This window comes from Streptomyces thermolilacinus SPC6, assembly GCF_000478605.2.
GTDB classification, from domain to species: Bacteria; Actinomycetota; Actinomycetes; order Streptomycetales; family Streptomycetaceae; genus Streptomyces; species Streptomyces thermolilacinus.
Genome location: NZ_ASHX02000001.1, coordinates 1,224,215 through 1,249,587 on the forward strand (window position 1 = coordinate 1,224,215; position 25,373 = coordinate 1,249,587).

Annotated in this window: 7 protein-coding genes and 3 pseudogenes; 4 read left to right on the forward strand and 6 right to left on the reverse strand. The window is 74.2% G+C overall.

Annotated features, from left to right (window positions below):
• Positions 1 to 170: 170 nt before the first annotated feature.
• Both J116_RS05190 and J116_RS31355 read left to right on the forward strand, forming a co-directional pair.
• Positions 171 to 917 carry an ABC transporter ATP-binding protein gene (locus tag J116_RS05190; protein ID WP_028964634.1) on the forward strand — a complete coding sequence of 249 codons (747 nt, stop codon included), beginning with the start codon at positions 171 to 173 and terminating at the stop codon, positions 915 to 917.
• A gap of 62 nt (positions 918 to 979) precedes the next feature.
• Positions 980 to 3,319: pseudogene (locus tag J116_RS31355) on the forward strand (ABC transporter permease); the annotation flags it as partial.
• Positions 3,320 to 3,457: 138 nt separating this feature from the next.
• Here J116_RS31355 and J116_RS29855 read toward each other — a convergent pair.
• From J116_RS29855 to J116_RS05210, 6 genes and pseudogenes are all read right to left on the reverse strand, one after another.
• Positions 3,458 to 3,667, reverse strand: coding sequence for an MbtH family protein (locus J116_RS29855; protein ID WP_023590399.1), 210 nt, complete (start codon positions 3,665 to 3,667; stop codon positions 3,458 to 3,460).
• Positions 3,668 to 3,842: 175 nt separating this feature from the next.
• Complete coding sequence (locus J116_RS05200; protein WP_023590398.1) at positions 3,843 to 11,687, reverse strand: non-ribosomal peptide synthetase; 7,845 nt, start codon at positions 11,685 to 11,687, stop codon at positions 3,843 to 3,845.
• Positions 11,688 to 11,749: 62 nt separating this feature from the next.
• The gene (locus J116_RS05205; protein ID WP_235617310.1) at positions 11,750 to 16,222 is read right to left on the reverse strand and encodes an amino acid adenylation domain-containing protein; all 4,473 of its coding nucleotides are present in this window, start codon (positions 16,220 to 16,222) and stop codon (positions 11,750 to 11,752) included.
• A gap of 66 nt (positions 16,223 to 16,288) precedes the next feature.
• Positions 16,289 to 17,254 (reverse strand): annotated as a pseudogene (locus J116_RS31460) (phosphopantetheine-binding protein); the annotation flags it as partial.
• 1,736 nt (positions 17,255 to 18,990) lie between these two features.
• Positions 18,991 to 21,177 (reverse strand): annotated as a pseudogene (locus J116_RS31465) (amino acid adenylation domain-containing protein); the annotation flags it as partial.
• Between the two features lie 244 nt (positions 21,178 to 21,421).
• The gene (locus J116_RS05210; RefSeq protein WP_023586033.1) at positions 21,422 to 22,798 is read right to left on the reverse strand and encodes a serine hydrolase domain-containing protein; all 1,377 of its coding nucleotides are present in this window, start codon (positions 22,796 to 22,798) and stop codon (positions 21,422 to 21,424) included.
• 535 nt (positions 22,799 to 23,333) lie between these two features.
• Between J116_RS05210 and J116_RS29355 the strand changes: the two genes are divergently transcribed.
• The gene (locus J116_RS29355) at positions 23,334 to 23,954 is read left to right on the forward strand and encodes a thioesterase II family protein (protein WP_107487093.1); all 621 of its coding nucleotides are present in this window, start codon (positions 23,334 to 23,336) and stop codon (positions 23,952 to 23,954) included.
• 353 nt (positions 23,955 to 24,307) lie between these two features.
• A complete protein-coding gene (locus tag J116_RS05220) occupies positions 24,308 to 25,252 on the forward strand; it encodes a GNAT family N-acetyltransferase (protein WP_028964625.1) in 945 nt (314 codons plus the stop codon).
• Positions 25,253 to 25,373: the final 121 nt, after the last annotated feature.

Sequence of the window (25,373 nt, forward strand, 5' to 3'; positions counted from 1 at the left end):
GGCCGGGCCTGATGGAACCTTTTCCGCAGTACGCAGGCGATTTCCCGCCCCTCTGGTATATCTGCGTCTACCCCCCCTGGTGCATTCAGGTCTGCATTGTCCGCCTTCGCGGCCTCGTGATAGCGTCCCGGCGTCATTCCGAGCGGGGGTTCCTCTTGTCCGATGGTTCCATGAATTTCAGCACACCCGACGCGCCTGCCCTGGTCGTGCGCGACGTGACCAAGCATTATGGCTCCCGTGGGAATGCGGTGCAAGCCCTTCGGGGTATTTCCGTAGAGCTTGCGCGCGGCAGCTTCACCGCGGTAATGGGCCCTTCCGGTTCCGGGAAGAGCACATTTCTGCACTGCGCCGCCGGACTGGACCGGCCCAGCAGTGGCGAGGTCTGGCTGGGGGGTGTTCCGCTCTCGGGCATGCGCGAGACGGGGCTGACCCGGCTGCGGCGGGACCGGATCGGGTTCGTCTTCCAGGCGTACAACCTGCTGCCCTCGCTCACCGTGAAGGACAACATCACCATGCCGCTGCGGCTCAGCGGCGCGTCCCTGGACCGCGGCTGGCTGGAGGAGATCGCGGGCCGGGTCGGGATCACCGCCCGGCTGGGCCACCGCCCGTCCGAGCTCTCCGGCGGCCAGCAGCAGCGGGTGGCGATCGCGCGCGCGCTGATCAGCCGCCCCGACATCATCATGGCCGACGAGCCGACCGGTGCCCTGGACTCCCGTACCGGGCAGGAAGTGCTCCAGCTCTTCCAGGAGTTGGTCCACCACCTGGGGCAGACGGTGCTGATGGTCACCCATGACCCCGTCGCCGCGTCGTACGCGCACAGCGTGCTCTTCCTCGCCGACGGCAGGCTCGTCGAGCGCATGGACTCCCCCACGGCCGAGGCCGTCGCCGAGCGCATGACGCACCTCGGGGGCCGGTGACCGTGTTCGAGATCGCGTGGAAGACGCTGCGCGCCCGCAAGGCGGCGTTCTTCGGCGCCTTCGTGGCGCTGTTCTGCGGGACGACGGTGCTCGCCGCGTCCGGCATCCTCGTCGAGTCCGGCCTGCGGACGTCCGTGCGGCCCGAGCGCTACGCCGGGGCCGCGGTCATGGTCGGCGGCAACCAGACCCTGCGCGTCCCGGGCGGTGACTTCACCGTCCGGGAGACCCTGCCCGAGCGGGCCCGGCTGAAGGAGTCCACCGTCCGCGCGGTGGCCCGTGTCCCGGGCGTGAAGCGCGCCGTCGGCGACCACACCTTCGCCGCCGTCGTGCCCGGCGCGGCCACCGAGCCGCTGTACGGGCACGGCTGGGACAGCGCGGTCCTCGGGCCGTTCCGGCTGTCCGAGGGCGAGGCGCCCGCGTCCGCCGACGACGTGGTGCTGGACCCGGCCGTCGCCCGGGCCGCCGGTGCCCGCGTCGGGGACCGGGTCACGGTGGTCGTCGAGTCCGTCCCCGCCCGGTACCGGGTCTCCGGGATCGCCGCACCGGCCGACGGTGCCCGACTCGACCGGCAGAGCGCGGTGTTCTTCACCCCCGCCACCGCGGCCCGGCTGTCCGGCCACCCCGGCGCGTTCGACGCCGTCGGGGTGCTCGCCGCCGAGGGCACCGACGCCGAGGCACTGGCGGACCGGATCGAGAAGGCCGTCTCCGGGACCGTCGCCTACACCGGCAACGACCGGAGCAGGCTGGAGTTCCCCGATGTCGGCTCCTCCAGCGGGCTGCTCCTGCTGGTGGCGACCTCCTTCGGCGGCATGGCGGCCTTCGTCGCCATGTTCGTGGTCGCGGGCACCCTCGGTCTGTCCGTCAACCAGCGGCGCCGCGAGTTCGCGGTGCTGCGCGCCATCGGCTCCACGCCCCGGCAGGTCTACAAGCTGGTCCTGTCCGAGGCGCTGCTGGTGGCCGTCGTCGCCGGTGTCCTGGGCTGTGCTCCCGGCGTGGCCGTCGCGGAACTGCTGCGCGGTCTGTTCGCCGGGTTCGGCGCGATCCCCGACGATCTCCCCTTGGTCGTCGGTCCCGCGCCGATGGTGGCGGCGCTGGTCCTCAGCGTCGCCACCGCCCTCGTGGCCGGACTGATCGCGGCGCACCGGCCGGCCCGCATCAACCCCGTGGACGCGTTCGGCGAGGCGGCCGTGGAGCGCCGCGGGCTGCCCGTCTGGCGGGTGCTGCTCGGTCTCGCCCTCCTCGGCATCGGCACCCTCTCGGCCGTGATGCCGCTGGTGATGCGCAGCGAGCTGGGCGCCGCCGGGGCGGGCGGCGCGGCACTGATCGGTCTCGTCGGGCTGTCCCTGCTGGGGCCGCTGGTGGTGCGCGCCCTGGTCGCCGTGCTGGGGCTGCCGCTGCGGGCGAGCCGGATCAGCGGCTTCCTCGCCGCGTCCAACAGCGCCACGGCGGCGCGGAGGATGAGTTCCGCGGTGATGCCGCTGGTGCTCGCCATCGGCTTCAGCGTGACCCTCGTCTACACCCAGACCACCATGTCGGCGGTCGCGGGCCGCCAGGTCGAGGAGGGTCTCGGCGCCGACTACGTGGTGAGCGACGGTGGTTCGGGCGGTCTGGCCCCGCAGGTGGTCGAGCGGGTCCGCGCGATCGGGGACGTGGAGGTGGCCACGGCCGTGTCCACGTCGAAGGCGTTCATGTCCGTCACCGTCTTCGAGGACAAGGAGCTGGCCGGTTTCCCGCTGCGCGGCGTCACCCCCGAGAAGCTGTCCCGGACCATCGACCTCGGGGTCGTGGACGGTGACATCGGCAACCTGCGCGGCAGGACGCTCGCCATGGAGGACACCCAGGCGTCCCTGCTGGGCGCGTCGGTCGGCGAGCAGGTGGAGCTGTACCTGGGGGACGGCACCCCGGCCCGGCTGAAGCTGGTCGCCACGTACGAACGCGCCATGGGCTTCGGGGAGATGACGGTGCCCCAGGAGGTGCTGACCGGGCACACCACGGCGCGCGCCCCCGGGCAGCTGCTGGTGCGGGTCCGGGACGGCGGCGACCACGCGGCCGTCGGCGCGGCGCTGCGCGCGCTGGCCGAGAAGCATCCCTCGCTGTCCGTGAGCGACCGGGACGGCTTCTCCGCCGGGGTGCGGGAGGAGGCCACGCTCGCCGCCTGGGTCAACCTGGCGGGCCTGGCGATGATCCTCGCCTACATCGCCATCGCCGTCGTCAACACCCTGGTCGTGGCGAGCGCGGCCCGGTCCCGCGAGTTCGCCCTGATGCGGCTGATCGGCATGACCCGCCGCCAGGTGATCCGCACCCTGCGCTGGGAGTCGCTGCTGATGTGCTCCATCGCGGTGCTGCTGGGCACCGCGATGACCGTGCTGCCGCTGGGGGCGCTGAGCGTCGCCTTCCTGGGCCGTCCGCTGCCCGCCGGGTCCCCGCTGATCTACGTGTCGGTGGTCGCCGCGGCGTCCGCGAGTAGCGGTACGGGAGCGAGGAAACGGGGCGGGGCCCCGGCCGATCCGGCCGGGGCCCCGCTCCTTGCGCCGTCCCGCTCAGGCGCCCATCGCCTCGACGAGGCTCTTGGGGCGCATGTCGGTCCAGTGGGTGTTGATGTACTCGACGGCCTCGGCGCGCGGGACCTCGGCCAGGACGGTCTCCCAGCCGGCCGGCACCTCGGCGAAGGACGGCCACAGGGAGTGCTGGCCCTCGTCGTTGACCAGGACCAAATAGGTGGCGTTCTCGTCCTCGAAGGGGTTGCTCATTTGGGGTCTTTCCTTTCGTGCGAGCCGTCCGCGTTGTGCGGGGTCTGTCGGCCACGGGTCTCGTACCGGCGGGTCCGGTGCCGGTCCGCCTGTCGGTGGCTGTGCTTGTCGGTGGCTGTGCTTGTCGCTGGCTGTGCTTGTCGGTCGGTCTGCCTGTGGGTGGTCCGCTCGCTGGTCAGTCCGCTGGTGCGTCGGTCCGCCTGCCGACGGGCCTGCCGGCGGGTGCGGACGCTTCCGCGATCTCGCGCAGGCCGTCGTCGAAGGCCCGCGCGAGCCGCTCGACGGTCTCCCGCCGGTGGAGGGCCGCCGAGTAGGTCCAGGAGAACTCCATCCGGTCGCCCGACACGCTGCCCGTGACGTCCAGGATGTTCGTACGGAGTTCGGACGGGGCGTGGTCGCCGCCCGGGCTCTGGAGGAAGCCGCGGTAGAAGCCGTCCCCGCCGCCCTGGCCGCCGAACTGGCCGAGGTAGTTGAAGGAGACCGGCACCATCGGCAGGTCGCTCAGCCCGGCCCGCTGCTCCTCTGTGCCCAGGTGGGCCAGCGCGCCGAAGCCGATGCCGTTGCGGGGCACGCGGCGCAGCTGCCGCTTGACGGCCGACACCGTCCGGCGCCAGTCCGCGTCCCCGGGCAGGTCGAGGACGACCGGGTGGACGGTGGTGAACCAGCCGGCGGTACGGGAGAGGTCCACGTCGTCGAACAGCTCCTCGCGGCCGTGGCCCTCCAGCTCGACCAGCACCCGGGACGAGCCGGTCCACCCCTCCAGTACGCGGCCCAGGGCGGCCAGCAGCACATCGTTGATGCGGCTGCGGAAGACACCCGGAACCCGCTGCAACAGCAGCCGGGTGTGCTCCTCGGACAGCGCGGAGACGACCGTCTCCTGCGAGGCGACGGTGTTGTCCCCGCCGGGGTGGTCCAGCGGCACATCGACCGGCGCGCCGTCGATGACGCCCGCCCAGTGGGCGGCCTCGTCGTCGAAGCCGCCGTCGCGGGTGAAGGCGGCGAGCCGGGTAGCCCACTGCTGGAACGACGTGGACTTGGCGCCCAGGTCGGGGTGCTTCCCGGCCGCGGCCTGCTCGTAGGCGGCGGCGAGGTCCTCCAGGAGGACCCGCCAGGTCACCCCGTCGACCACCAGGTGGTGGGCGGTGAGCAGCAGCCGGGTGGGACGGGTGGCGCCGCCGTCGAAGGCGACCGCCTCGAACAGCGGGCCCGACTCCAGACGCCCCGCGGTCCGCGGGCGGTGCGCCCGCTCGCGTATCGCCGCGTCCAGCGCGTCGTCGCTCATCCCGGAGGCGTCGACGACCTGCCAGACGCGCAGCGGGTCCTCCTCAGGAACGATCGTCTGGGTCCACCCGCCGTCCTGACGCGTGACGCGCAGCCTGAGCATGTCGTGCTGCTCCAGGAGGGCCGCGACGACCTGGGGCATCAGGGCGAGGTCGACGGTCTCGTCGAGTTCGACGAGCAGCGTCATGTCGAAGTGCTCGGGCGCCGCGGGGTGGCTGTCGAGGAACCAGCTCTGTACGGGGGTGAGCGGCACCTCCCCCGTCACGGTGCCCTGCTCCGCCCCGGCCCCGGCGCCGCCGGACGGGGCGTCCGCGTCGATCCCGGCGGCGAGTCCGGCCACGGTCTGCCGTACGAACACGTCCTTCGAGGTCAGGACGAGCCCGGCCTTGCGGGCCCGGGACACCAGCTGGATGCTGAGGATGGAGTCGCCGCCGAGCTCGAAGAAGTTGTCCTCGACCCCGACGCGTTCGACGCCGAGCAGCTCGGCCCAGATCTCGGCGAGGAGGCGTTCCGTCGCGGTGCGCGGCGCCACGTACGCGGCGCCGGCGAGGGCGTCGTGGGAGGGCTGCGGCAGGGCCTTGCGGTCCAGCTTGCCGTTGGCGTTGAGCGGGAGCTCGTCGAGCAGCACCACGGCGGCCGGGATCATGTACTCGGGCAGGGACGCGGAGGCCGCGGCCCTGATCTCCCGGGCGGAGACGCCGTCGGCCACCACGTAGGCGACCAGGCGGCGGACTCCGGGCGAGTCCTCGCGTACGACGGCGACGGCGTGCCGCACGCCGGGCACCGCGGCCAGGACGGCCTCGATCTCGCCCAGCTCGATGCGGAAGCCGCGGATCTTGACCTGGTTGTCGGCGCGGCCGATGAACTCCAGCTCGTGGCCGGGGGTCCAGCGGACCACGTCGCCGGTCCGGTAGAGGCGGCTGCCGGGCGGGCCGAAGGGGTCGGCGACGAACCGTTCCGCCGTCAGGTCGGGCCGCCCGGCGTACCCCTGGGCGACGCCCGCGCCGCCGAGGTACAGCTCGCCGTGCACCCCGACGGGCACCGGCCGCAGCGAGGCGTCCAGGACGTGGGCGCGCACGCCGGGCATGGGGCGGCCGATGAGCGGCCGCTCGCCTTCCCTGATCGGCCAGTACACGCTGTTCACGGTGTTCTCGGTGGGGCCGTAGAAGTTGTAGCCGGTGGCCACCCCGGCGTCCCGCAGCCGGGCGAGGAGGGCGTCGTCGAGCGCCTCGGCGCCGACGGTGATCACCTCGGGCCGGTGGGCGCCCTCGTCGAGCAGTCCGGCCGCGACGAGCTGGGTGAGGTACGACGGGGTCGCGTCGAAGTAGTCGACGCGCCAGTCGTGCAGGGCGCGGCACAGCTCCTCGGCGTCCAGCCGGGTCCGCTCGTCCACCAGGTGCAGGTGGTGGCCGTGGAGCAGCCACACCAGGGGGTCCCAGGAAGCGTCGAAGGAGAAGGCGGCGATGTGCGCGGCGCGCCGGGGCCGCCGCGGGTCGGGCAGCGCGTCGAGGACGACCGCCCGGTAGCCGTCGATCATGGCCCGGAGGTTGCCGTGGCTCACCACGACGCCCTTGGGGGTGCCGGTGGAGCCGGACGTGTACATCACGTAGGCGGGGTGGGCGTCGGTGAGCGGCCGGGTGCGGTCGGTGTCGTCCGGCGGCGAGGCGTCGCCCTCGGCGAGCGCGGTGGCGAGCTCCCCGTCCAGGGAGGCCACCGCCACGTCGGGGCCGAGCAGCTCGCGCAGCGCTGAGGCGCTCGCCTCGACGGTGAGGACGCTGTGCGGGCGGGCCTGGCCGATGATGGAGCGGATGCGGTCGTCGGGGTAGGACGGGTCGACGGGCACGTAGGCGGCACCGGCCCGCAGGCAGGCGAGCACGGCGGTCACCGTGTCCGCCGTGCGCGGCAGGACCAGGGCGATCCGGTCGCCGGGCCCGGCGCCGGAGGCGATGAGGCGGCGGGCCAGCCGGTTGACGCGGGCGTCGAGTTCGCCGAAGGACAGGGTGACGTCCCCGGCGGTCAGCGCGGGCCGCCGCGGGTGCGCCTCGGCGGTCGCGGCCAGGGCCCGCAGGGCGTGGCCGTCGCCGGACCGGAGGGCGGGCCCGGTCGCGGCGGCCAGCAGCTCGCGCCGGGTGGCGTCGGGCAGCGGGACGAGGTCGCGCAGGGTGCGGCCGTCGTCCTCGGCCAGCAGCCGCAGCAGCGTCACGAGCTGGTCGGCGAAGCGGGCGGCGGTGGTGTGGTCGAACAGGTCGGTGTTGTACTCCAGGGCGCCCAGCAGCCGTCCGTCCACCTCGCCGAAGTCGAGGCTGAGGTCGAAGAGCGCGTGCTCACGGACCAGGGGGTGGTCGGCGAGCTCCAGGCCGTCGAGGCGCGGGGCGTCGCCGGGCGCGTTCTGGAGCGCGACGACCGCCTGGACGAGGGTGGGCCGCGACGGGTCGCGCTCGGGCGCCACCGCCTCCACCACCCGGTCGAAGGGCACGTCGGCGTGCTCGAAGGCGTCGAGGACGGTCTCGCGGACCTGTGCGAGCAGCCCGGCGACGGTCGCCGACTCGTCGACGCGGGTGCGCAGCGCGAGGGTGTTGATGAAGAACCCGACGATGTTCTCCAGCTCCGCGCGCTCCCTGCCGGAGGTGACCGTGCCGACGGTGATGTCGTCCTGCCCGGTCCACCGCGACAGCAGCAGCTGCACGGCGGCGGTGAGCGTCATGAACAGGGTGGTGCCGTTGGCCCGGCCGAGCCGGTGCAGGTCGTCCAGGACGTCGGAGGGGACGGCGAAGTCGTGGACCGCGCCCGCGGTGCCGCGCACGGTGGGGCGCGGACGGTCGGTGGGCAGCTCCAGCGGCTCGGCCCCGGCCAGGCGCCGCGTCCAGTGCTCCAGGGAGTCCTGGAACGCCTGCGACGACTCCCTGCGGCTCTGCCAGACGGCGAAGTCGGCGTACTGGAGGGGCAGGTCGCCGAGCCCGGCCCGTGCGGGCAGGTCCGCGACGGGCGTGCGGGGGTGCGACAGGGCCGCCGAGTACAGGGCGCCGAGCTCCCGGGTGATCAGGGACATCGACCAGGCGTCGGTGACGATGTGGTGGATGCACATCAGCAGGACGTGCTCCTCGGCGCCGAGCCCGACGAGCAGCAGCCGCAGCAGCGGGCCCTCGTCCAGCGCGAAGGGGCGCTGGACCTCGGTGGCGAGCACCGCGTCGAGTTCGGCCGCCGAGCCGCCGGCCAGGTCGGTGAAGGGCAGCGGCACGGGCGCGGCCGGGCGGACGATCTGCGCGGGGCTGCCGTCGCGGGCGACGAAGACGGTGCGCAGCGACTCGTGCCGGTGCACCAGCGCGTCCACGGCTCTCCGCAGCGCCTCCCGGTCGAGCGGGCCGGAGATCCTGAGCGCGGCGCCCGAGTTGTACTCGGAGCCGCCCGGTTCGAAGTCGTCCAGGAACCACAGGCGGCGCTGCGCGTACGACAGGGGCAGCGGCTCGTCGCGCGGCGCGGGCGTGATCCGGCCGTCGTCCGGGTCCGCCGCGGTGGTGTTCCGGGCGGCGTCCGCGGCGGCGTCCAGGAGTGCGGCGAGCCCGGCGATCGTCGGGTGGTCGAAGACGCTGCGCGGGGGCAGCCGCACCCCGAGCACGTCGGCGGCGCGGGACAGCATCCGGACGCTGCCGACGGAGTCGCCGCCGACGCGGAAGAAGTTGTCGTGCACGCCCGGGGCGTCCAGGCCGAGCAGTTCGGCCCAGATCCCGGCGAGCGCGGTCTCGGTGGGGGTGGACGGCGGCACGTGCCCGACGCCCGACTGGCCCGCCCAGTGGACGGCGGGCAGCGCCTTGCGGTCCACCTTGCCGTTGCTGGTCAGCGGGATCGCGTCGAGCAGGCAGAACGCGGACGGCACCAGGTATTCCGGCAGGACCGCGCTCAGCTCCTCGCGCAGCCCCTCGGCGGTCAGCGTGCCGGGCACGGCGGGCACGGCGTAGGCGACGAGCCTGCGGTCGGTGCCGCCGCCCCGCACGTCCACGACGGCCTGCGCGACGCCGGGCAGCCGCAGGAGGGTGCCCTCCACCTCGCCGGGTTCGATGCGGTGGCCGCGGATCTTCACCTGGCCGTCCGAGCGGCCGAGGAACTCCAGCTGGCCGTCGGCGCGTCGGCGCACCACGTCACCGCTGCGGTACATGCGGGAGCCCGCCGGGCCGAACGGGTCGGCGACGAACCGCTCCGCGGTCAGGGCGGGCCGCTGCCAGTAGCCGTACGCGAGGCCGTCGCCCGCGATGTACAGCTCGCCGGGCACGCCCGGTCCCACCGGCCGCAGCCAGCGGTCCAGGACGTACACGCGGGTGCCCTCGATGGCCGTGCCGATCGGCGGGGTGGCCGGGCCGGACAGCGGGGCGCTCATGGTGGCGCACACGGTGGACTCGGTGGGCCCGTACGCGTTGAACATCCGGCGTCCCGTGGAGAACTCCGCGACGAGCTCGCCGGGGGTGGCCTCGCCGGCCACCAGCAGCGCCCGCAGCGTCCGCAGGTCCTCCGGTCTGAGGCTGGGCAGCAGCGCGGGCGGCAGCGTCACATGGGTGATGCCGTACGCGTCCAGCGCCCGGACGAGTCCCTCGCCGCGCAGCGTCTCCCTGGGCAGCACCACGGATGTGGCGCCGTTCAGCAGCGCCACGGTCAGTTCCGCGATCGCCGCGTCGAAGGCGGGTGAGGCGAACTGGAGCATCCGCGTCCCCGGGCCCACGTCCATGCGGGTGCCCTGGGCGGCGGCCAGCGCCGCGATGCCGTGGTGGGCGACCAGGACGCCCTTGGGGCGGCCGGTGGAACCGGAGGTGTAGATCATGTACGCGGCGTCGGCGGCCGTGGCGAGGTGCGGCGCGGGCTCGCACGCCAGGATCTCGTCGCGCACCTGGTCGAGCCGTATCGGCTCGACCGTGCCGGGGAGCACCCCGGCACAGTCCGTGTCGGTGATGACGGTACGGACGCCCGAGTCGTCCACGACGTAGGCGAGACGTTCCGCCGGATAGCCGGGGTCCAGCGGCAGGTAGACGCCGCCCGCCTGCATGATGCCGAGCAGCGCGGCCACCTGGTCGGTGCCCCGCTCCAGGCACACGCCGACGAACTCGCCGCGCCGCAGTCCGCGCCGGAGCAGGTACGCGGCGAAGCGGGCGGCGCGGTCGGTCAGTCCGGTGAAGGTCAGCTGTTCGCGGTCGGAGACGACGGCGAGGTCCGCGGGCTGCTGCTCGGCGCGCTCCGCGAGGAGTTCGCCGAGGGTGCGGGGCACGGGGCCCGCCGCTCCCCGGCCCGCGTCGAGGGCTTGGGCGCGGCCTTCGGCGCCGAGCGGTTCGGTGTCGCGCAGCGGCCGGGGGTCGGCCGCGGCGCCGAGCACCGCGCACAGGTCGTGGGCGAGCCGTTCGACCGTGGCCGGGTCGAACAGCTCGGTGGTGTACTCGATCTGCGCGTCGAGGCCGTCGGCGGTCTCCAGGAACTCGAAGGTCAGGTCGAAGACGGAGTGCTCGCGCCGCAGCGGGTGGGTGCCGACCTCGAGGTCGCCCAGACCGGTGCTCTGCCCGCTGTCGAGGTTCTGGAGGACCACGGTGGCCTGCACGAGCGGCGGTACGGAGCTGTCGCGCTCGTCGAGTACGGCGTCCACGACGGCGTCGAAGGGCACCTCGGCGTGGTCGAGGTCGGCCAGCACGCCGTCCTTGACCCCGGCGAGCAGCTGCCCGAAGGTCTGCCGCTCGTCGACCTGGCCGCGCAGGGCCACGGTGTTGACGAAGAAGCCGACCGTGTCGCGCAGCTGCGGGTCGTCCCGGCCGGCCACGACCGTGCCGACGACCACGTCGTCCGACCGGGTCCAGCGGGACAGGACCAGCCGGACGCCCGCGACGAGCACCATGAACAGGTTGGCGTCCTGCGCTTCTGCGGCCTGCCGCATGGCGTCGGCGGTGGCCCCGGGCACCCGGAAGGTGTGCGAGCCGCCGCCGGTGCCGCGCACCGGGGGGCGCGGCCGGTCGGTGGGCAGGGCCAGCGGCTCGGCCCCGGCCAGTTTGGTCCGCCAGTGCTCCAGGGACCGTTCGTAGCGCTCGCCGCTGAGCCGTTCGCGCTGCCACACCGCGTAGTCCGCGTACTGCACGGCCGGTTCGGCGAGCCCCGCGGCCGCGGGGAGTTCGGCGACTGGCGCGGCGGGGCGCTCCACCGCCGCCCGGTAGAGCACGTCCAGCTCGGAGCGCAGCAGCCCCATCGACCAGCCGTCCGTGATGATGTGGTGCAACGTCAGCAGCAGCACGTGCCGCCGCTCCCCGGTCCGTAGCGCGTGGACGCGCAGCAGCGGCCCGGTGGCGAGGTCGAAGGGCAGGTTGTAGCGCTCGCGCAGCGCCTCGGCGAGCGTGTCGTCGTCGCGCGCCTCGGTGTACTCGAAGGCCAGCGCGTCCTGGGCCTCCTGCGGCGGGCGCACCCGCTGCACGCCCTGGCCGTCCTTCTCGCGGAAGGTGGTGCGCAGCGACTCGTGCCGCACGACGAGCGCGGCGCACGCGCGGCGCAGCGCCTCGGGGTCGAGGTCGCCGCGCACTTCCAGGCAGATACCGGAGTTGTAGTCGGCCCGTCCCGGCTCCAGCTGGTCGAGGAACCACAGCCGCTGCTGGGCGTACGACAGGGGCAGCTCGCCGTCCCGGGGTACGCGGGCGATCCTGTTGCGGTCCTTGCGGGCCTGCTGTGCCGCCAGTCGGCGAAGCATCTCCTGCTTCAGCCGCTCCTTGCGGTCGAGGGTCATCGCGCTGTCCTCCGAGGGTGGTTCGAGTGGTGCGGGTGGGAGTTCGGCAGGGGGTTCATGGGTCAGTCGAGGTCCTCGATCTCCGCGAGGACGGCTTCCTCGACGGCCTCGGCGAAGGCCCGCAGCGTCTGGTGGGCGAACAGCGACCGCGTGGGCATGCGCACCCCGAAGGCGGCCTCGACGGCGCCGATGACCTGGATGCTGCGGACGGAGTCGCCGCCGATGTCGAAGAAGTTGTCGTGGACCCCGACCCGCTCCAGTCCCAGGATTCCGGCCCAGATGTCGGCGAGCGCCTCTTCGGTGACGGTCTCCGGCGCCTCGTAGCGGTCCTCGGACATCCGGGACCAGTCGGGCGCCGGCAGTGCCCGGCGGTCCACCTTGCCGTTGGGCGTCAGCGGCAGCTCGTCGATGGGCAGCAGCACCGTCGGGACCATGTAGGCGGGGAGCATCCCGGTGAGCTTGGCCCGTACGGCGTCCGGGTCGGGCAGGGTGGCGGGCTCCTCCGGCAGGAGGTGGCCGACCAGCTGCTTGGCCCCGGACGGCGAGTCCACGACGGCGACGGCGGCGCGGGCGACGCCCGGGCAGTCGGCGAGGGCGTTCTCGATCTCGCCGAGCTCGATGCGGAAGCCGCGGATCTTGACCTGTCCGTCGGCGCGGCCGATGAACTCGATCCGGCCGTCGGGGTTCCAGCGCACCACGTCGCCGGTGCGGTAGAGGCGCCCGCCGACGGAGAAGGGGTCGGCGACGAACCGTTCGGCGGTCAGCGCGGGCCGGTTCTCGTAGCCGCGGGCCACTCCGTCGCCCGCGAGGTACAGCTCGCCGGCCACCCCGGCCGGGACCGGCCGCAGCAGCGCGTCCAGGACGTAGGCGCGGGTGTTGTCCATCGGCCGGCCGATGGGCGTCACGGCCGCCCGCGCCTCGTCGGGGGTGATCGGGGTGCAGGTGGCGAACGTGGTCGTCTCGGTCGGGCCGTAGACGTGTACGACGGTGGTGTCCGGGCACGCCTCGGCGACCCTGACGAAGGCGGCGGGCTGTGCGGCCTCGCCGCCGGTCCACACCTCGCGCAGTCCGCCGAAGCAGCCCGGGTCGGCCTGCGCGAACAGGTTGAACAGCGCGGTCGTCAGGAACATCGCGGTGACGCCGTACTGTGCCGCGCTGGTGCGGATGACCTCGGCGGTCAGGTCGCCGGCGGGGGCGACGGCGACGGTGCCGCCGGCCAGGAGCGGCGCCCACACCTCGTAGGTGGCGGCGTCGAAGGCGTGCGGCGAGTGGAACAGCACCCGCTCGTGCGCGCCCTGCCAGCGCCGGTCACGGGCCAGCGCCACGATGCTGCGGTGGCTGACGGTGACGCCCTTGGGGGTGCCGGTGGAGCCGGAGGTGAACATCACGTACGCGGCGGAGTCCGCCGGGACCCGCGGCAGCGCGGTACCGCTGTCGCCGGGGGCGGCGTCGCCGGTCGCGTCGTACGTGATCACCGGCACTCCGGGCTCGACTAGCCGGTCGAGCATCGAGGTGTCCGCGACGACCGCCGCGGCCGCGGTGTCCTGAAGCAGCCAGGCGACCCGGTCCGCCGGGAACGCCGCGTGTACGGGGACGTACGCGGCGCCCGCCTTCAGCACCGCCAGCATCGCCACGACCACCCGCGGGGAGCGCGGCATCAGCAGCAGCACCCGCGACTCGGGGCCGACGCCCCGCTCCGCCAGCACCCGGGCCAGCCGGTCCGCCTCGGCGTCGAGTTCGGCGTACGTCAGCTGCCCGTCCTCGCCGGTGACGGCGACCGCGTCGGGCCGCCGCCCGGCCTGCTCGGCGAACAGCTCGGGCACGGTACGGCCGGGCACCTCGGTCGTCCCGCCGTCCTGGAAGGCGGCCAGGGCCGGGTCCTGGCGGCCGGGCATCCGGCCGAGCGGCACGTCGGCGCCCTCGGTCATGGCCCGGAGGATGTCGCCGAGGTGGTCCAGCAGGCCGCGCACGGTCGGCTCGTCGAAGTGCTTCGGCTCGTATCCGAGGACCAGCCGGACCCGGTCGCCGGAGAACGCGCTGAGGGTGAGCGGGTAGTTGGTGGCCTCGTTGGCGGTGACGTCCTCCACGGTCAGGCCGTGGGCGCGGGCGCTGTCCTCGTCCACGGGGTAGTTCTCGAAGACGACGAGGCTGTCGAAGAGGGTGGTGTCCGCGGGCAGCCCGGCCTCCGCCTGGACCCGGGCCAGCGAGAGGTAGTCGTGGCGCCGGGACTCGGTCTGCTGGAGCTGGATGCCGCGCAGCCAGTCGGCGACCGGCCGGGCCGGGTCGAGGTGGACGCGCACCGGCAGGGTGTTGATGAAGATGCCGATGGTGGACTCGACGTCCGGCAGGTCGGTGGGTCGGCCGGAGGTCGTCGCGCCGAACACGACGTCCGTCTGGCCGGAGTACGCCGACAGCAGCAGCGCCCAGGCGCCCTGGACGACCGTGTTGACGGTCAGGCGGTGGCGCTTGGCGAAGTCCAGCACCGCGTCGGACAGCCCGGCCGGGAGGTCAAGCTCCTGGCGCTCGGTGGCACGCGCGGCACGGACGTCGTCGGGCACCCGGTCGTACGGCAGGGGCACGGGGGTGTCGTACCCGGCGAGGACGTCGCGCCAGTAGGCGTACGCCGCCTCGGTGTCCTGCTCGCCGAGCCAGGCGTGGTAGTCGCGGAACGCCGGGCGCGGCGGAAGGGCACCGCCGCGGTAGGCGGTGAACAGGTCCGCCATCACCAGCGGCAGGCTCCAGCCGTCCAGCAGGATGTGGTGGAACGTCCACACCACCTGCACCCGCGTCTCCGACAGCCGGAACAGCGCCACCCGCGACAGCGGCGCCACGGACAGGTCGATCCCCGCCCGCTCGTCCGCCGCCGTGAACTCCTCCAGCGCCGCCCGCTGCTCCTCCTGCGACAGACCGCTCCAGTCCCCGACCGTGACGGGCAGGACCGCTTCGCGCCGGACGATCTGCACGGGCTGCTCGATGCCCTGCCAGGCGATCGTCGTCCGCAGGACGGGCGTGGCGTCCACGACCTGCTGCCAGGCGCGGTCGAGCGCCTGGATGTCCGTGACGCCGTCCAGCACCAGGAGCGTCTGTTCGAAGTAGGAGGAGGAGCCGGGTTCGAGGAGGGTGTGGAAGAGCATGCCCTGCTGCATCGGGGTCAGCGGGTAGATGTCCTCCACCTCGCGCCCGTCCCCGGCCAGCCGGTCCACCTCCGCCTGCGACAGCGACACGAGCGGGAAGTCCGACGGGGTGACCCCGCCGACCCCGTCCGTCAGGCAGTGCCCGATCAGCTCCGTCAGCTCCGCCGCGAACCGCTCGGCGAGCCCCGCCACCGTCGCCTCGTCGTGCACCGCGGTCGAGAACGCCCAGTCGAAGACCAGCCGCCCGTCCACGACCCGGCCGACCACGTCCAGCAGATGCGGCCGCTCGTCCAGCGGCGAGTACTCGCCACCGGGGTTGAGGTCCGAGGTGGTGAAGAGGCTGTCCTCACCGGCCGACGTGTCGAACTGACCGAGGTAGTTGAAGCCGACGCGCGGTTCGGGGAGCGAGCGGAGTTCACCGCGGAGGTGGCGCAGGGCGCCGTAGCCGATGCCTCGGTCGGGGATGGCCCGCAAGCACTCCTTCGTGTGCTTGATCTGCGCGTCCCAGTCCTCGTACGACCGCAGCGCCACCGGGAACATCGTCGTGAACCAGCCCACCGTGCGCGACAGGTCCACCCCGTCGAACAGCTCCTCACGGCCATGACCCTCAAGGTCGATCAGCAGCCGCTCCTCCCCCGCCCACGCACACAGCACCCGTGCGAGAGCCGCCAGCAGCACATCGTTGACCTGCGTCCGGTAGACCCCCGGCACATCCTGCAACAGCCGACGCGTCAGCCCCACGGGAAGCTCACACCGCACCGTCTTCTGGGTGCCCATCAGGTTGGCACCGTCGGCGTCCACGGGGACGTCGGAGGGGACGCCGTCGGTGAGCGTCGTCCAGTAGGGCAGTTCCGCGTCGAAGCCGCCCTGCTCGGTGTGCTCGGCGAGGCGTGCCGCCCAGTGCTGGAAGGAGGTGGTCTTCGCGCCCAGCGGCATCCGCCGGCACGCCGTGTCCAGGTCCTCCAGAAGAACCCGCCACGACACACCGTCCACCACCAGGTGATGCGCCGCCAGCAACAGCCGCGAACCACCCGACACACCACCGTCGAACAGCACCACCCGCACCAGCGGACCACCCGCCAGGTCCAGCCCCGACTGCACCCGCTCCGAGTGCTCCCGCACCACGGCATCCCGGTCCGCCCCCGACAGACCGCTCACATCCACGGTCTCGAGAACCCGGCCCACATCCTCCGACTCCGCGACGGACAGCCTCCCGTCCACCACCCGCAGCCGCAGCATGTCGTGCTGCGCCAGCAGCACACCCACCGCCTCCGCCAGCACACCCGCGTCGAAACCCTCACCCAGCTCCAGCAGCACCGCCATGTTGAAGTGATGCGGCGCCCGCACATGCCGGCCCAGGAACCAGTCCACGATCGGCGTCACCGCCACCTCACCCGACACCACACCCTGCTCGGCAGTCGRCGCGGYGCCCTSGCCGTCGGCGSGGACGGCCWCGGCCGCCAGRYCYGCGACGGTCTGSYGGRCGAAGACGTCCTTCGAKGTGASSYGSASGYYCKCGCGGCGGGCGCGGGAGACGACCTGGATGCTCAGGATCGAGTCGCCGCCCAGGKCGAAGAAGTTGTCGTGAACACCGACCCGCTCCACACCGAGCACCGACGCGAACACATCCGCCAGCACCCGCTCGGTCTCGTTGCGCGGCGCSACRTASRCGGCSTCRTCCAGCGACCCAGACCGGGTCGGGSAGCGSSTWGGKCACGYCGGTCCACCTTGCCGTTGWYGKTSAGCGGCAGSGCGTCSAGCGGSACSASGGCCGCCGGGACCATGTRCKCGGGSAGCMSCTCGSCSAGCSGCGGCSCGSATGCGCGKCGRGGTCGAGCGGGRTGTCCRYGCCGYSCYCGGSGACSACGTAYCCGAYGAKCCGCTTGGASCCGGSSCCGGTSCTCGYGMACSRYGACSRCSGCCTCGCYTGAYSYCCGGCMGSCGCGAGSAGCGCGGCCTCGATCTCGCCCAGCTCGATGCGGAARCCGCGGATCTTSACCTGGKYGTCGRSGCGGCCSAYGWACTCCAGYTSGCCGTCGGSGCGKCSWGCGSACCRSGTCRCCGSTGCGGTASAKSCGCKCGCCGGGCGCGCCGWACGGGTSGGCGACGAACCGCTCGGCGGTCAGGYCGGGSCGSCCCCAGTAGCCGCGGGMGAGGAYCKGCGCCGCCGATGTACAGCTCGCCSGYGACGCCKKCCGGCACCGGSCGCAGGAAYSCGTCSAGSACSTAGMMGSYGCGTGYCSTCGASGSSGGTGCCGATSGGCRGKGTCGGCGCCTCGGCCTCGKRCRGCGCGYMSGCGTSGAYGGTGGCGMASRYGGTGGTCTCGGTSGGCCCGTAGSCGTTGTGGACSAGSMGGCSGSSSCRTGACCWCSGCGWCSKTGMGKWCGGCCTGSRCRTTCGCCKCSYCGCCGACCGSYGAKSACCGCGMGCATGCCGGAGMAGCWCGTCCGGSWYCATGGTKGGCAGKACRGCGKKCGGCARSAGCGMGKKGGTGACCCCGAAGGTCGACYGGAYGMCGTMSKCSWTGRCCWSCGCGYCGAACGCSKCSRCGKCGWKCKGCTCSGGCGGGGCGRMSRSGRYGMYSMCSCCGYTSRSSMSSKKSWSSMRGRWCKCGRWSSTCKCSRMGWCSRMSGCGKYGMRCGSWGKGSRASRRSRWCYGCWGGKKGSSSGMSKYCGGSGTSMWSCSSAKCYGKYCMCGCKSGRKSCGSGYGAKSTCGKCSWSRSYSMSGYSGMYRMCCWYSRSGSYSTYCGGKRSRWCCSGWSGWRMMSRWSRYGTAGRYSAKSTWSGYSGGSGTSGTSSRKGSCGRTCSWCGCGRGCRKYKCGSGCGGMCCGTSSKCCSYGGSSCSSSYSGYCTSGTCRRSGWCGWYSAGGRGCAKCMSSKKSYSCTSSGTGGMSSSGRTSSYYCSRSGCGMKSGWCGSSSWKSRYGMMGACCRYSCSGRYTKSCTCGRWSWSSKCSMSSAYSYRSTSSAGSSGRTSSASCGGSKWSGSCSGGGWCSWWSGSSMSRYMSGCSSSSMSSRCSKYSAGSAYGSMSASSWACGMCMYGSWCKSCKCGKKSSMGSRCKMSMRGCRRACRSSSRYSWMSGCSCSSMSYCCSRCGSCCGSSGSWGCGCRGSRCGCSRGSKMSYCGGYGCGGRGCRGSGCGWSYWSSYCSKMSRWGRKCWGYTSSKCGTSSTSSCSRWKMASSGCGRKGTCGYSGKSCRSSYKCSSSGCGRCSTSSKSGARSWGWWCRGSGASRYCMKGSRYGGSCGKCKSTGYSGGSCGCGGCCGSRCSRSCSMGCCGAGSAYGSCSCSSYKCKYSKSGSGMSCRRSCAGSKSCACRGSGSSSMGMSYGSSWSSSGGSGYCGSGCGACGRGCSRKGKCRRCRRGKRSRSSRSMGCCGSKYSSMGMRSCGSKRSGGGCGGWGYSCSYSKYSRARKRGKSCGGKKYKKWRCKCRRKKGSMASCCGRWSSSSKCSCYSKCGYWSSYCGKMCWCSMMCWCMRSGKSKARYWGGKRGCSKSKKYGSSGCWGMWGSWCCTCKGCSACGTSGTMGRCCGGGCMGKSSGMSCSGSSYGGCKGYMSKSKKCYAYSKGGKAGYWCYCRTMAKMSSMYGRRRCWGYSGRRGWGSGKSKYGKSYSSSGKYMGSYSRSCMKYYSCYYGRMCMGSCGSKCGARSGGSAGKKCKWGGTYGMGGKSSYCCRTCMSGSKGSYKCSTRSKCYGYYGRTRRAGSAYRSCACRKKKYCCGYRGYGCRGKSSCKSGARCGSAKGASSWSGGGGTYGMCGARGARKCCGASSWGGKMSGYCGCAGYCKGSTSGWGGGTSYYGRYSMRSAKGMSGACGASGYCSMTWSGRYGWCSKSMMGGYYGGYSGGRSKCGGYCGSMRGYMGYMGCKSSGWMMWCGMSGTCASSKYYRKSMMGAGKGSGYCGMSMSSMGSMSSCGCSGCMSAGCYSCYTKCMMSMKGSCSTYGRYSKYGRSSSGGTGSYSMKYKSSRARSGKYGYRYMSSGCSSYKSKYRGTGYSGACSKSSRGGYSCGGYCGRYSRGYSGSSMGSKSGAGCGGSTGSASCKSRYSYMGYYGSSSMYCCSRKYRWRCGRMMSGGKSSRCGGCCGSSKSKCGKTCMCMSSKSKCGTGCTCCCAGGCGGCGAAGTCGGCGTACTGCACGGGCAGCTCGGCGGGCGGGGCGGCCCGCGGGTCGGCGGCGGCCCGGTAGAGCGCCTTGAGGTCCTTGGTGAGGACGTCAAGGGACCAGCCGTCGCTGACGATGTGGTGGGTGCTGAGGACCAGGACGTGTTCGTCGTCGGCGAGCCGCACCAGTACCGTCCGCAGCAGCGGGCCGGCCGTCAGGTCGAACGGCGTCTCCACCTCGGCGAGCAGCAGCGCGGACAGCGCCTCCTCGCGGTCGGCGCCGGGCAGGCCGGACAGGTCCCTCTCGTCCAGCGCGAGCGGGGCGTCGGCGACGGCGTGGACCCGCTGGACGGGGTGGCCGCCCTCCTCGTGGAAGGTGGTGCGCAGCGACTCGTGCCGGGCGAGCAGCCCGCGCAGGGCGGTCCGCAGCGCGGGCACGTCGAGGGCGCCGCGCAGCCGGTAGGCGCTGCCGGTGTAGTACTCGGTGGAGCCCCCCTCGTACTGGTCGAGGAACCACAGGCGGCGCTGGGCGGACGACAGCGGCAGCGGCCGGTCGCGGTCGGCGCGCGGTATGCCGTCGCCGGCGGCCGCGGCGGTCAGCCCGTCGGCGACCAGTTCGGCGACGGTGGGGTGGGCGAACAGGGCGCGCCGTCCGGCGTGCACGCCCAGCCGGGCCTCGATGCGCGACAGGGCCTGGACGGCGCGGATGGAGTCGCCGCCGAGGTCGAAGAAGTCGTCGTGGACGCCGACCCGGCCGACGCCGAGGATCTCGGCGAACACCTCGGCGACGGCCTCCTCTGTGGCGTCGCGCGGGGCGACGTACTCGCCGACCAGCTGGGAGGGGGACGGGTCGGGCAGCGCCGCGCGGTCGATCTTGCCGTTGACGGTGAGCGGCAGCGCGTCCAGCACGACGACCGCCTGCGGGACCATGTAGGCGGGCAGTTCGCGTCCGAGGGCGGCGCGGATCGCGGCGGGCGTGGGGGTGGGCGCCGCGGTGTCGGGAACGGCGTACGCCACCAGGCGGCGGTGGCCGGTGCGGTCCTCGCGTACCAGGGCGACGGCGTGGGCGACGCCCGGCTGCCGCATGGCGGCGGCCTCGATCTCGCCCGGTTCGATGCGGAAGCCGCGCAGCTTCACCTGGTCGTCGACGCGGCCGGCGAACTCCAGGTCACCGCTGTCGGTGCGCCGCACGAGGTCACCGGTGCGGTACATGCGGGTGCCCGCGGGGCCGTACGGGTCGGCGACGAAGCGTTCCGCCGTGAGGTCGGGGCGGCCCCAGTAGCCGCGGGCCAGGCCCTCGCCCGCGATGTAGAGCTCGCCGGTCGCGCCCGCCGGGACCGGCCGCAGCGTGTCGTCCAGGACGTACACCCGGGTGCCCTCGACCGAGGTGCCGAGCGGCGGGGTGCCGCTGCCGCTCATGGGGGCGCTCATGGTGGCGCACACGGTGGCCTCGGTCGGCCCGTAGCCGTTGTACATGCGGCGGCCGCGCGACCACAGGTCGACCAGCTCGCCCGGGCACGCCTCACCGGCGACCATCAGGGCGGCGAGGCCGGGCAGGTCGTCGGGGTTCATGGTGGGCAGCACGGCGGGCGGCAGCGTCGCATGGGTGATCTCGAAGTCGCGCAGCACCCGGGTGAGTTCGGCACCGGCGAGTCCGCCGCGGTCGAGGACGACGAACGTGGCGCCGTTCAGCAGCGACTTGGTGACCTCGAAGACCGACGCGTCGAAGCTGGGCGAGGCGAACTGGAGCACCCGCGAACCGGGCGTGACCTCCATGCGCTCCCGCTGGGTGCGGGACAGATCGGCGATGCCGCGGTGGGTGACGACGACGCCCTTGGGGCGGCCGGTGGAACCCGAGGTGTAGATCATGTACGCGGCGTCGTCGGGGCCCAGTTCCGGTGCGGGCGCTTCGGCGGCCGCCGCGTCGTCCAGGTCCGTCAGGAGCACCCGGCGCACCCGGTCCGGCAGCCGGCCGGCCACGGACGGCTGGGTGATCACCAGGCCGAGGCCGGAGTCGTCGGCCATGTAGCGCAGCCGCTCCTCGGGGTGGGCCGGGTCCAGCGGTACGTACACCCCGCCCGCGCGCATGACGGCGAGCATCGACACGATGAGCGCGGTACCGCGCTCCAGGCACACCCCGACCAGCGTCCCGCGCCGCACACCCCGGCCGTGCAGCACGGCGGCCGCTCTCGCCACCCGCGCGTCCAGTTCGGCGTAGCTCATGGAGCCGGATTCGGCCATCAGCGCCATCGCGTCGGGCCGGCGGGCCACCTGTGCGCCGAACAGCGCCGGCAGCGTCCGGTTCTCCGCATGCTGGGCAGAAGCCACGGTTGCTACTCCTTCAAGAGCGGTGCGCGCCGCCGCGTCGGCCTGGCGCGAGAAGAGAGCCGCACGCCGGTGCGGCTCCACGTACGGGGAAGGGGCAGGGCGCTGCCGCCGGGGGGCGGCGGCGGCAGCGCGGAAGAGAGGGTGGGGACGTGGGGAGGACCGGGGGTCAGGCAGCCTGGCGGGAGGGGACTTCGGCCCTGCGGAGGGTCCGGCCGTTGTACTGCATGAGGTCGGCCGGGCGGCCCTGCGCGGAGCTCAGGAACCGGCCGCTGAACAGCACGTCGCCCTGGTCCGCGGCACGCACGCTGAAGACGAGGTCGGCTCCGACGGTGAGCACCCCCGAGACGCCGTTGTCCGCGTCCAGGCGCAGCGTGCCCCCGCCGGGCCCCTCGTGGGACACCCGGATGGCGAGTTCCCCGTTGACGAACTCCCCTGCGAGCGCGGCGGCCTCGTCGTACGGACGGTCGGCGGGAGCGGGCTGCTCGTAGTGGCCGACGCTCAGGCCGAGACGGTCCAGCTCGCCGACGAGGTCGAGCCAGGCCGCCAGGCCGGTGGTGGAGTTGGTGGTGAAGGCGAGCACGGTGCCGCTCGCCGGGTCGACGCGGACGTTGCAGGAGCCGCCGTCGAGGGTGCCGTCGTGGCCGAGCCACAGGGCGTCCCCGCCCGGGTAGAGGCCCCAGCCCGCGCCCCATCCGGCGGCCAGTCCGAACGGGTCCGCGGCCGGTACGGCCCGTCCCATCGCGGCGAGCGCCTCGGGGTCGGCGATGTCGGCGTCCAGGGCCTCGTGGCCCTCTCCCAGGAACGCCCGGCCGAAGCGGACGAGGTCGGTGGCGCTGCCCGCGATGCCTCCGGCGGCGGCGAGGGTCCCCTCGCAGTAGAAGTCCACGGGTTCGGTGCGGCCGGTCTGCGCGTCCACGGCGTGGCCGCTCACGGTGGCGCCCGGGGCGCGGCCGATGCGGGGGTCCTCGACGAACGCGAGGTCGAGTCCGGCCGGGCGCACCACGTAGGACTCCAGCGAGTCCCACCAGCTCTGCCCGGTGATCACCTCTATGGCGTACGCGGCCACGGCGTAGCCGGTGTTGGAGTACGAGAACGCGCTGCCGGGCACCCCGAAGTGCCCGTGGCGCACGACCGACTCGAAGTAGCGGCGCAGGGACGGCGAACGCAGCGGCGCGCCCTCGTGGTCGGAGACGAGACCCGCGGTGTGGCTGAGCAGCTGGCGGAGGGTCACCTGGTGCATCGGGTGGCCCGCGGGCACCGCCGTGTGTCCCGCGAGGTCCGCGAGGGTCTCCATCACCGGCGCGTCGAGCTCGGCCTCGCCCTCCTCGACGAGCTGCATGACGAGCGCCGCCGTGAAGACCTTGCTCACGGAGCCGTAGGCGAAACGGGAGCGGGGGGACACCGGTGCGCCGGAGCCGATCCGCTCGACGCCGGCGCAGACCTCCCGCAGCGCGCCGTCTTCGTACAAGGCCAGCTGGGCTCCGGGAATCCGGTGCTCCCGGATCAGTCTGTGAACTATGCCGGAGAGGACATCGGTGTCCACGATCTCTCGTACCCCCGTTCGAGAGTGCCGCGGCCCGGGGGACCGGTCGGCGTGTTTGGGATGGCTGGCTCTACTCGTTTCAGTAGGGTCAGCCGGACTTCGCGTCACAGACTCACCTATACCGTCGGCAATCTCAAGATCCACCACCTCCAACCGAAAGCCGCACGTCAGCGCTCTGCTACGCACAGGTACGAAAGGGGCTTCGAAGCCCTGTCCGGGGGTGCGCCGGGGGAGCGATTTCCGGAACGGCCCAGGACGCCGCTCACCACGGAGGATGTCCGAGAGTGGTCGGGCGGTACCCCTCCGGAGCGGGCCGCGCCTCCCGCTCGGGCCGGTGGACCACGAATCGGCGCCGGGGACCAGTCCCCGTTTTCCCTCCGTGCGCAGCGGACGCCCGCATGGCTACGCTCCCCAGAAGCTCGCCGGGCGCCTGCGGCGCCGAGAGCTCCTCCGGAGGTGCGGCTCGCCGCGCTGCGGACCGACCACCGTGGCCGACGAGGGAGACGCCACCGGAAACGGCGAGGGGGACGGGACCATGCCACGCGCCGGAGACACGGTCGGCGCACCGGCGGTGTCCGGCGGGACGGGGTCAGGGCCCGCCGGATCGTCGCTGCGCCGCCTGCGCCCGGGCCGGCCCGCCTCGGTCCGCCTGCCGCACGCGGGCGGCTGGCCGGGCTGCTTCCGGCCGTGGTCCCCGCTGCTGCCCCCGTACGCGGAGCAGCTGGCGGCGCACTGCCCGGGCCGGGAGAGCCGCGGCGGGGAGCCGTGCGCCACGCGGGCGGACGAGCTGGTGGACGCGGTCGTGGAGGCACTGGAACAGCTGCGGGACCCGCCGCTGGTGCTGTTCGGCCACGGCATGGGCGCCTCGGTCGCGCACGAGGTGGCGCTGCGGCTCCACGAGACGGGGGCGCCGCCGGCGCATCCGGTGGTGCCGGAGCGCCAGTCCCCCACCCTCCGGCACGTCACGTCCCTCCATCTCGCCGACGACGAGACCTTCCTCGCGCACATCCGCCCGTCCCGGCGGCATCCCGGACGAGGTGCCCGACGACGCCGGCCTGAGGGACCTCGTGGTCGGCCCGCCGCGCAGCGACTACCGGGGCAACGAGCTGTACGAGCCGACCTCGACGGCCGCCCGTCGAAGCGCCCCTCACGGTGATGTGGGGCGCGGACGATCCGCACTGCTCCGGGGAGGGCGCCCTGGCCTGGCGGGACGTGGCGGGTCAGGGCTTCTTCCCGGTCACCTTTCCCGGCGGCCACCTTCCATCCGTCGGAGGGCCGCACCGGCCCGGTCGCGCGTCTCGCGCGGCTGCTTCCGCCGCGGCCTCCTCCGCACCACGGCGCGGCGTCCTGGCGCGGACGCACGGACGAACGCCCCGCCCGCCCGGTACAGGCCCGCCATGGCAGGAGGCGCTCCGGAGGGAGCGCCGGGCGGAGGCGGAGGCGTGCCGCGCCGCGAAGTCGATTCCACACGTGGCTCCAACCACTACTACACCCACCGCTGGAGGCGGCATGCGTATCCGGACGATCTCCGAGGCCGAGGTCGAGAGCGTCGCGGGCTTCGCCGTGGACGAGCCGGTCAGCTCGATCACCGGCGACCGGTTCCGCCAGGAGTTCACCGAGCGGCACTTCCGCCCGGAGTGGACCTGGATCGCCGAGGACGGCGAGGCGCGGATCGTGGCGCGGGCCCTGTGGTGGGGCAAGTCCGACAGCGAACACCCGGTCGCCCTGGACTGCCTGCACGTCGTCGCGTCCGTCGAGGACCGGGCCGCCCTCGCCGCGGAGCTCCTGGCCGCCGGGCACACCGCGTTCGAGCGGGACGGCGCGACGAAACGGCCGCAGTACAACATCTCGCTGGCGAACGGCTGGCGCGAGCGCCCGGACGTGGCCGCCGCGGTGGCCTGGCGGAGCGAGGCGGCCCGGAGTGCCGGGCTGACCGAGAGCGTCGAGCGGCTGCGGTACGAGTGGACGCCCGAGGCCGGGGTCCCGGCCCCGGCCACCCGGCTCGTGTTCCAACCCGACGCCGACGAGGCGTTCCTCGACGCCTTCAAGCGGATCGCCGTCGGCAGCCTGGACGTGGCGACCCTCCGCGAGCTGCCGGTCCTGGGCGCGGGGCGGCAGGCCCGTGAGGACCTGGAGTTCTATCTCAGCTGCCCCGGCGAGCGGGAGTGGTGGCGTCTGGCGTACACGCCCGGGGGCGAGCTGGCGGGGATGGCCATCCCGTCGGCGACGCCGTACAACCGCAACGTCGGCTACCTGGGCGTGGTGCCCGCGATGCGCGGGCGCGGCTACACCGACGAGGTGCTCGGGGAGGTCACCCGGCTGCACGCCGCGCACGGCGCGGAGCTGATCACCGCGACGACGGACACGACGAACACGCCGATGGCCGCGGCGTTCGAGCGGGCCGGCTACCGCAACACGGAGATACGGCTCGTCTTTGAGGCAGCAGCGATCTGACGACCCCCGGAGCGGGAGCGGACGGTCGGCGCGGCGGCGGCACCGCCCCCGACGGGCGTCGGCGCAGGCGTGCGCGGGGGTGGTCAGGGAACGTCTGTGCCGTCGCTCACACCGCCGGAGG